Origin of the sequence: Streptomyces sp. UNOB3_S3 (assembly GCF_020740895.1) — a bacterium.
Taxonomy (GTDB): Bacteria; Actinomycetota; Actinomycetes; order Streptomycetales; family Streptomycetaceae; genus Streptomyces.
The window spans coordinates 1-7,776 of sequence record NZ_JAILXP010000340.1; the positions used below are offsets into that span (position 1 = coordinate 1).

Annotated in this window: 8 protein-coding genes; 2 read left to right on the forward strand and 6 right to left on the reverse strand. The window is 74.4% G+C overall.

Going from position 1 to position 7,776, the window contains the following annotated elements; translation table 11 throughout:
• From K6I33_RS27990 to K6I33_RS28000, 3 genes are all read right to left on the reverse strand, one after another.
• On the reverse strand, positions 1-701 hold a 701-nt coding region (locus K6I33_RS27990; RefSeq protein WP_229357321.1), incomplete at its 3' end, for an FAD-dependent monooxygenase.
• Positions 698-1,207: an ester cyclase gene (locus K6I33_RS27995; protein ID WP_229357322.1), complete on the reverse strand. Its 510-nt coding sequence runs from the start codon at positions 1,205-1,207 to the stop codon at positions 698-700. The genes K6I33_RS27995 and K6I33_RS27990, both read right to left, overlap by 4 nt.
• Positions 1,204-1,641: an ester cyclase gene (locus K6I33_RS28000; protein WP_229357323.1), complete on the reverse strand. Its 438-nt coding sequence runs from the start codon at positions 1,639-1,641 to the stop codon at positions 1,204-1,206. The genes K6I33_RS27995 and K6I33_RS28000 overlap by 4 nt, the downstream gene beginning before the upstream one ends.
• A gap of 150 nt (positions 1,642-1,791) precedes the next feature.
• Between K6I33_RS28000 and K6I33_RS28005 the strand changes: the two genes are divergently transcribed.
• Both K6I33_RS28005 and K6I33_RS28010 read left to right on the forward strand, forming a co-directional pair.
• Positions 1,792-2,787: a Rieske 2Fe-2S domain-containing protein gene (locus tag K6I33_RS28005; protein ID WP_229357324.1), complete on the forward strand. Its 996-nt coding sequence runs from the start codon at positions 1,792-1,794 to the stop codon at positions 2,785-2,787.
• A 17-nt stretch (positions 2,788-2,804) separates the two neighbouring features.
• A complete protein-coding gene (locus K6I33_RS28010; protein ID WP_229357325.1) occupies positions 2,805-3,794 on the forward strand; it encodes an aromatic ring-hydroxylating dioxygenase subunit alpha in 990 nt (329 codons plus the stop codon).
• Here the strand turns inward: K6I33_RS28010 and K6I33_RS28015 are convergent.
• The 3 genes from K6I33_RS28015 to K6I33_RS28025 form a co-directional block, all read right to left on the reverse strand.
• The gene (locus K6I33_RS28015; protein ID WP_229357326.1) at positions 3,787-5,034 is read right to left on the reverse strand and encodes a cytochrome P450; all 1,248 of its coding nucleotides are present in this window, start codon (positions 5,032-5,034) and stop codon (positions 3,787-3,789) included. The two genes, K6I33_RS28010 and K6I33_RS28015, sit on opposite strands and share 8 nt — an antisense overlap.
• A gap of 18 nt (positions 5,035-5,052) precedes the next feature.
• Complete coding sequence (locus K6I33_RS28020) at positions 5,053-6,498, reverse strand: alpha/beta fold hydrolase (RefSeq protein WP_229357327.1); 1,446 nt, start codon at positions 6,496-6,498, stop codon at positions 5,053-5,055.
• Positions 6,495-7,776, reverse strand: a 1,282-nt coding sequence (locus tag K6I33_RS28025) for an alpha/beta fold hydrolase (RefSeq protein ID WP_229357328.1), incomplete at its 5' end; no start/stop codon positions are given. The genes K6I33_RS28025 and K6I33_RS28020, both read right to left, overlap by 4 nt.

Consider the following 7,776-nt stretch of genomic DNA (forward strand, 5'->3'; position numbering starts at 1 on the left):
GCCCTGGCCCCGCCCTCGGGCACGGCGAAGGCCGCGAACCAGTACATCCGCCCCTCCGGCAGCGGGAACAGCCCGAACTGCCGCCCCGCGCCCATCGCCAGCAGCGCCGGATGCCCCGGGCAGGCGTACGCGGCGACGCCCCGGGCCACCGCGTAGCCGAGGTAGCGCAGATCGCCGCCGCCCGTGTCCCCGGGCGCGCCGAAGAGGGCCGCGCGCACCCGGGAGCGGATGCCGTCGGCGCCGATCAGCAGATCGCCCTCCACCGCGGTGCCGTCCGCGAGCCGGGCGGCCACCACCGCGCCGTCCTGCCGTACGCCGGCGCAGCGCGCCCCGAAGCGGATCGCGTCCGGGGGCTGGAGGCCGTGGAGGGCCCGGAGCAGGGCGGCGCGCGGCAGGGCCCGTCCGTTGCCCCCGCACCGGGCCTCCAGTACCCCGGCCGGCAGGGACAGCAGCGTGGCGCCGTGCGCCGTGCGCATCGCCAGGCCCGCCGCGGGGGCGCTGCGGGCCCGTACGGGCGCGTCGGCGCCGAGCTCGGCCAGGGCGGAGAAGGCGTTGGGCCACAGGGTGAGAGCCGTACCGGCGTCGCCGTCGTCCGGGGCGCGCTCCAGCAGGACGACCTCCAGCCCGGCGCGGCGCAGCAGGGCGGCGGTGGCCAGGCCGGCGGGCCCGGCCCCGACCACCAGGGCCCGCCGTGCTCTCACGCGGGCGCGCCCGGCCACATCGACGACCAGCCGCCCGCGCCGCCGGGGGCCGCACCGCCGGGGGCCGGGCCGCCCAGCAGGTCCGGGATCTTCGCGACGTCGAACACGCCCCAGTGCTCGGCGATCCGGCCGTCCCGGAAGCGGAAGGTGTTGGAGCCGCCGATGGCGAAGGCCCGGCCCGTGGGCGGCAGCCCCATGAACGCGCCCGTGTGCTCGAAGTGCAGCAGGATCGCCTGGGCGAGGACGTCGCCCTCGCACACCGACGTGAGCACCTCCACCCGGCGCGTCGTCAGGGCCTCCGCCGCCTGCCCGAAACGGTGGGCCACGCCCTCGCGGCCCGGGGGATCCCACGGCGGGGCGAAATGGTCGACGAAATCGGGGGTGAGGACCTCCGAAATAGCCGAGAAATCGTGTGTGAACAGAACAGCGCCCCGGAATTTCCGGACCGTTTCCTCGTAGGCGGATTTCCTGTCGGCGGCCGCCGTGTGCCGCTCCGTTTCCCTCACGCCGTGGCCCGCAGCAATTCGGGGGGCAGCAGTCCGAGCTGCTCCAGTAGATACAGCCCGTCGGCGACGCCCCAGTGCTCGACGACGGCGCCGTCGGCCACGCGCAGCTGGCCCAGCAGGGGGACGCGCACGGCGCGCCCGGTGGCCGGTACGCCCAGGTACTCGCCCTTGTGCGTGGCCTCGACCGTCAGCCGGGTGGCCACGAGGTCCCCTTCGGCGACCATGGCGTGCACGGTGAGCCGCAGGTCGGGGAAGGCGCTCATGAAGCGGGCCATCTCGGCGGCGACACCGGCGCCGGGCAGCGGCTCGCCGTCGCGGCCGTGGTGCACCATGTCCGGCGACCAGAACCGCGTCATCCCCGCGAGGTCGCCCCGGTTCCAGGTGTCGATCAACTCCCGTACCAGCGCCTTGTTCGCCTGCTCGGTGGACCCCATGCCGGCTCCTTCCGGGTTTCGGGGAAAGGCTAGTGGGATTCCCGTGGGCCCACTTCTCCCAGATTGCGGTACGGATCGCACGGGCGGGCGGGGTTGACGCCCCGGAGGGCCGTGGAAACAATTCCGCAGGGACAACGGAGGGTTGTCGTCATGACCGTTCTCAACGGCTCCCCGAGCCTTCCCGCCGAGAGCCTTCCCGCCGAAGGCGCGGACGGCCTGTACAGCCAGAGCTGGTTCCCCCTGTGCCTGTCCGGGGACGTGCCCGCCGGCGCGGTCCTCGGCGTCGAGTTCCTCGGCGGCAAGGCCGTGGTCTTCCGGGGCCGCGAGGGCGGCCCCGCCCGGGTGCTGAGCGGCTACTGCGTCCACGTCGGCGCGGACCTGTCGGTGGGCGGGGTGGTGGGGGAACGGCTGCGGTGCCGCTTCCACGGCTGGCAGTACGACGGCGGCGGGGTGTGCGCCGCCACCGGCATCGGCGACCCGGTGCCACCCCGGGCCCGGCTGTTCCGCTTCCCCGTGGTCGAACGGCACGGCGTCGTCTGGGCGTTCAACGGCGAGGAGCCGCTCTTCGGCGTGCCCGGCCTGCCGTTCCGGGAGGACGAGCTGACCGTCCGCCGCGCCGTGCTGCCGGAGATGCCCGTCGAGCCCTGGCTGGTCCAGGCCCACACCATGGACCTCCAGCACCTGTGCCTGCCCCATGAGTTCGTCCTCGACGAGGACCCCAACGACTCGGTGCGCATCGACGCCCACTCCGTCGGCTTCGACCTGCGCGCCCGGATGCGCGACGGGGAGCGCTTCGACGTCCGCGTCGACATCCACGGCACCAACATCTTCTGGCAGACCGGAACCCTCGACGGCCGCTGGTTCTTCTGGATCGCCCCGCTGAACATCCCCGGCCCCGGCCGCTCCCGGGCCGTCTTCGTCTACGGCGCCCGCCGGGAGGACGGCGAGGACCCGAAGGCCACCGAGGCGTTCCTCGACCGGGCCCGCACGGCCATGATGAACCTCTTCGACGACGACACGCCCGTCCTCGGCACCATCCGCTTCCGCCCCGGCCACCTCACCCACGGCGACCGCACCCTCGCCCGCTACCTCGACTACGTCCGCGCCTACCCACGGGCCAACCCCGCCCGGGACCACCTCACATGAGCGCGAAGGGGGCCGCCGTGACCACGCGCCCGCTCGGCCGTCCCGTCCCCGGCGAGGGCCAGGACGGGCTGTACAGCCAGAGCTGGTTCCCGCTGTGCCTGTCCACCGAACCGGGCCCCGGGCGGGTGCTGGGCGTGGACTTCCTCGGCGGCCGGGTGGCCGTCTTCCGGGGCGCGGCCGGCGGGCCCGCCCGGGTCGTCAGCGGCTACTGCGCCCACCTCGGCGCGGACCTGTCCGTCGGACACGTGGAAGGGGAACGACTGCGATGCCGGTACCACGGCTGGCGGTACGACGGTGGTGGCGTCTGCACGGCGACCGGTACGGGCGAGCCGGTGCCGCCGCGTGCGCGGCTCTTCTCTTTTCCCTCGCGGGAATCGCACGGCATCGTCTGGGCCTTCAACGGGCGGCGGCCCTTGTTCGACGTGCCCGGCCTGCCCGTCCCCCCGGATGAGCTGCTCCTGCGGCACACCGTCCTCGACGAGGCCCCCGTCGACCCCTGGCTGGTGGCGGCCCAGACCATGGACGTCCAGCACTTCCTCCTCCAGCACGGGTTCGCCCTGGACGACGGCGACGACCCCAACGACACCGTCACCGCCACCGCCCACTCCATGGGCTATCCGCTGCGCCTGACCACCCCGGAGAAGCACCGGCTCGACCTGCGCGTCGAGATCCACGGCACCAATGTCTTCCGGCAGACCGGCACCCTCGACGGCCGCTGGTTCTGCTGGCTCACCGCGCTGCGCTCCGTACGCCCCGGGGTGTCCCGCCCGTACTTCGTCCTCGGCGCGCGGCGGGCGGAGGGCGGCGCGGACCCGGCGGAGGACGAGGCGTTCCTCGACCGGGCCATCGGCGTGATGATGGGCATGCTCGCCGACGACGCCCCCGTGCTCCTCACCCTCCACTTCCGCCCCGGACTCCTCACCCGCAGCGATCGCGCCCTCGCCCGCTATCTGGAGTACGTGCGCCGCCACCCCCGCGCCCATCCCGCCCGCGAGGACATCAGCTGAGACGCTCCGGCGTGAAGCGCACCGGCAGCGACTCCAGGCCGCGCAGCACGCCCGTCGGTCGCCAGCGCAGCGGGCCCGCCGACTCGTCCAGCGCGATGTCGGGCAGCCGCCGCAGCAGCGTCCCCACCGCGATCCGTCCCTCCATCCGGGACACGGGGGCGCCCACACAGAAGTGGATGCCGTGCCCGAAGCCCAGGTGGGAGCGGTCGCCCCGGGTGATGTCCAGCCGGTCGGGGTCCGGGTACCGGTCCGGGTCGCGGTGGGCGGAGGCCATGCCCACGGTGACGATCGTGCCCTTGGGCACGGGCGTCCCGCCGATCTCCAGGTCCTCCGTGGCCACCCGCAGCATGGCCCGCTCCACCGGCCCGTCGTAGCGCAGGAACTCCTCGACGGCCGCCGGCAGCAGCTCCGGCCGGGAGCGCAGCAGCTCCAGCTGGTCCCGGTGGCGCAGCAGCGCCAGCATGCCGTTGCCGATGAGGTTCACCGTGGTCTCGTGCCCGGCCACCAGCAGCAGCCCCGCCGTGGAGACCAGCTCCTGCTCGGTCAGCCGGCCCTCCTCCGTGGAGGCCACGACGAGCGCGCTCAGCAGGTCCGGCTGGGCCTCGGTGTCGTCCCCGGCCGAGCGCAGCGCCCGGCGGCGCCCGGCGACCAGCGCGGTGAAGTACTCGCGCAGCAGCCGGTTCGCCTCGTGCGGCGGCATCGTCGCCCCCTCGGTGTACGTGGGGGTCAGCGCGGCCGTGCTCCACCGGCGGAACGGCGCCCGGTCGGCCTCCGGCACGCCGAGGAGTTCGCAGATCACGGTGATGGGCAGCGGGAACGCCAGCGCCGTGATCAGGTCGGCGGTACCGTGCGGGGCGAAGGCGTCGATCAGCCGGTCGGTGATCTCCTGGACGCGCGGCAGCATGGCGTCCACCCGGCGCGGGGTGAACGCCTTGGCGACCAGCCTGCGCATCCGTGTGTGGTCGGGCGGGTCGCTGTTGAGCATGTGCGGCTCCGAGCCCTCCCCGCCCTCGGGGTAGAGGCCGGAGCGGCGCAGCGCCTCCCACGCGTGCCTCGGGTCGCGGGAGAGCCGGGGGTCGGCGAGGGCGGCGCGCGCGTCCTCGTAGCGGGTGACGAGGTAGTGCTCGATGCCGTTGGGGTCGCGGACCGGGTGGACGGGGGCCTCGGCGCGCAGCCGCGCGTAGACGGGGTAGGGGTCGACGCGGGACTCCGGCGCGTACACCTCATGGGGTTCGGGCATCTTCGTGGTCCCCCTCTCTCACACCCGGGGCCGGGGATCGGTGCAGACGACGTCGGCCTCCGGCAGGGTCCCGTCGATCAGGTAGGCGGTGGCCGTCTCGTCGGCGCCGGGGTTGCCGTAGAAGGGGAAGACCCGGTGGTGGGCGGTGCCGGCGACGGTGACCAGCCGGGAGTTGTGCCGCAGCACCTCGCGCATCCGCACGGCGGCCGCGTGCGGCGTGGACATGTCCTCGGCGGACTGGACGAGCAGGACGCTCCGGGCCCGGTTGCCCGCCCCCAGCCGGGTCACCGGCTCGCTCGGCGGCACCGGCCAGAACGCCGTCGCCTTGATCCCCGACAGGGCCGCCCCCGTGAACGGGAACTCCCGCGCCGCGCGGGCCATGTCCCGCTCGTACGGGCCCAGCCGGCGCGGCCAGGACCAGTCGCCCGCGAGGATGGCCAGCTGGGCGACCGTGCCGCTCTCCTCCTTCGGCTGCCCGAACATCGTCGCGAGGAGGGAGAGGGTCGCGGGGGTGAGCGGGGCGCCGTGCACGGCGGAGCGCAGGATGTCGCCCAGGTGCTCGTAGTTGAGGTCGCTGTTGAGCATCCCCACGACGATCAGCCGGGCGAGGGTGCGGTCCAGCGGGAAGCCGTTCACCGTCACCGTCCCGTCCGCGTCGACCCGGGCCAGCAGCCGGTCGTAGGAGGCCCGGACCTCCGGGGGCGTGGCGCCGAGCGACAGCTCGTCGTGGTGCCGGGCGGCCCAGCGGGTCCAGCGGCCCAGGGCGCGCTCGCCGTTGGGCGGGAAGTCGGTGAACAGCCCGCGCCACACCCAGTCCGGGCTGCACAGGCTGTCCAGGACGACCCGGTCGGCGTGCTCGCCGAACATCTGCGTCCACACCGCGCCCAGGTACGTGCCGTAGGAGTAGCCCAGGTAGGACAGCCGCTCCTCGCCCAGCGCGCCCCGGATCACCTCCATGTCACGGGCGATGTTCCGCGAGTTCGCGAACGGCAGCAGGTCCAGGGCGTGTTCGGCGACCTTCGCCGCGACCTCCGCCTGGAAGCGGACCTCGTGGGCGAAGTCGCGGGGCTGGTGGAAGACCCAGAAGCGCTCCTCCGGCTCCAGCCCGGCGACGACCGGGCTGCTGCGGCCCATGAACCGGTGGTCGAACGCCACCACGTCGTAGTACGCCAGCACCTCCTTGGGCAGCGTCCGCGCGAGCTGCGCGCCGAGCAGCGTGCCCCGGTTGCCCAGGTCGTCGCCGGGCCCGATCAGCAGCACGCCGCGCCGCCGCTCGGGCGCCGCCGCCGGGACCCGCACCAGGCCCAGGGTCAGGGTGCGGCCGGTGGGGTCGGCGTAGTCCAGCGGAACGGTCAGCTCGGCGCACTCCAGGCCGGCGAGCGCCTCCTCGTCGGCCGGGTACCAGGACGGGGACTGCTTCTGGAAGTCCCGGATCGCGTCGGTGCGCAGGTCGGGGTCGTTCATGGGATGTCCCCTCCGTGGCCGGCGGTGAACGTCAGGTCCGTGTCGGGCAGCTTGCCGGTGAGCAGATACTCGGCGACCGTCCCGTCGACGCCGGGGTGGCCGTGGAAGGGGAACACCCGGTGGGCGCCGGTGCCGGCCGCGGTGATCAGCCGGGAGTTGTGCGCCAGCAGCTCCCGCAGCCGCGCGGCCCCGCGCGCGGGGGTGAACATGGCGTGCTCGGAACGTACGAGCAGCAGGCTCTCGGCACGGTTGTCCCGCCCGAAGGCGGTCAGGGGCGGGCGGCGTTCGTCGAACTCCCGGGGCCAGAAGGCGCCGGCCTTGGGCGCGGCCATCGCGGGCCCGATGAAGGGGTGCCGTACGGCGGCCGTCACCATGTCCCGGCGGTAGCCGACGGGGTCGCGCGGCCATGCCGCGTCGCCGCCGAGCACCGCGAGCTGGGCCACGGCCCCGCTCTCCTCCTTGCCGCGCCCGAACATCGCGCCCAGCGTCTGCCGCGACCGCTCCGAGGCCTGCCCGCCGTGGACGGCGGCGCGCAGCACATCGCCGAGGAAGCCCCAGGCCAGGTCGTCACTGAGCAACACCATCGTGAGCAGGCGCAGCATCGTGCCGTCGGCGGGCAGGCCGGCCACCTCGACGTGGCCTTCCCGGTCCGCGCGCGCGGTGAGCCGCGCGACCGCCTCGCGCACGGCCGCCGCGGTCGTGCCCAGCCCCAGCTCCGCGTGGCGCCGCGCGGCCCACGCCGCCCACCGGCCGAGCGCGGCCTCGCAAGCAGCGGCGTAGTCCAGGAACATCCGCCGCCAGACGGAGTCCGGGTCGATCACGCTGTCGAGGACGACCCGGTCGGCGTGCTCGCCGTAGAGCTGGGTCCACACCGCGCCGAGGTAACTCCCGTAGGAGTGGCCGAGGAAGGAGATCCGCTCCTCGCCCAGGGCGCGGCGGATCGCGTCGATGTCATGGGCGATCGCGCGCGAGGTGAGGTGGGGGAGGAGATCGCCGGCCTCGTGGAAGCAGCGGTCGACGATTTCTTGTTGGTAGCGGGCCTCGGTGTCGGCGTCCTCGGGGGTGTGGAAGATCCACAGCCACTGGTCGGGGGCGAGCCCGCAGGAGAGGGGGTGGCTGCGGCCGCTGAAGCGGTGGTCGAAGCCGATGACGTCGTACTGGTCGAGCACGGCGGGCGGCAGCTCGGCGACGAGCTGGGGGACGAGCAGGGTGCCCCGGTTGCCGGGGTCGTCGGGGGCGACGAGGAGGGTGCCGGTTTTGGTGGCGACGTTGGCGGGG

What these genes read in the sequence shown, in the direction of transcription:
- K6I33_RS28000 (WP_229357323.1), bottom strand. Translation starts at nt 1,641, where the DNA reads ATGGGGTCCACCGAGCAGGCGAACAAGGCGCTGGTACGGGAGTTGATC.
- K6I33_RS28005 (WP_229357324.1), top strand. Translation starts at nt 1,792, where the DNA reads ATGACCGTTCTCAACGGCTCCCCGAGCCTTCCCGCCGAGAGCCTTCCC.
- K6I33_RS28015 (WP_229357326.1), bottom strand. Translation starts at nt 5,034, where the DNA reads ATGCCCGAACCCCATGAGGTGTACGCGCCGGAGTCCCGCGTCGACCCC.
- K6I33_RS28020 (WP_229357327.1), bottom strand. Translation starts at nt 6,498, where the DNA reads ATGAACGACCCCGACCTGCGCACCGACGCGATCCGGGACTTCCAGAAG.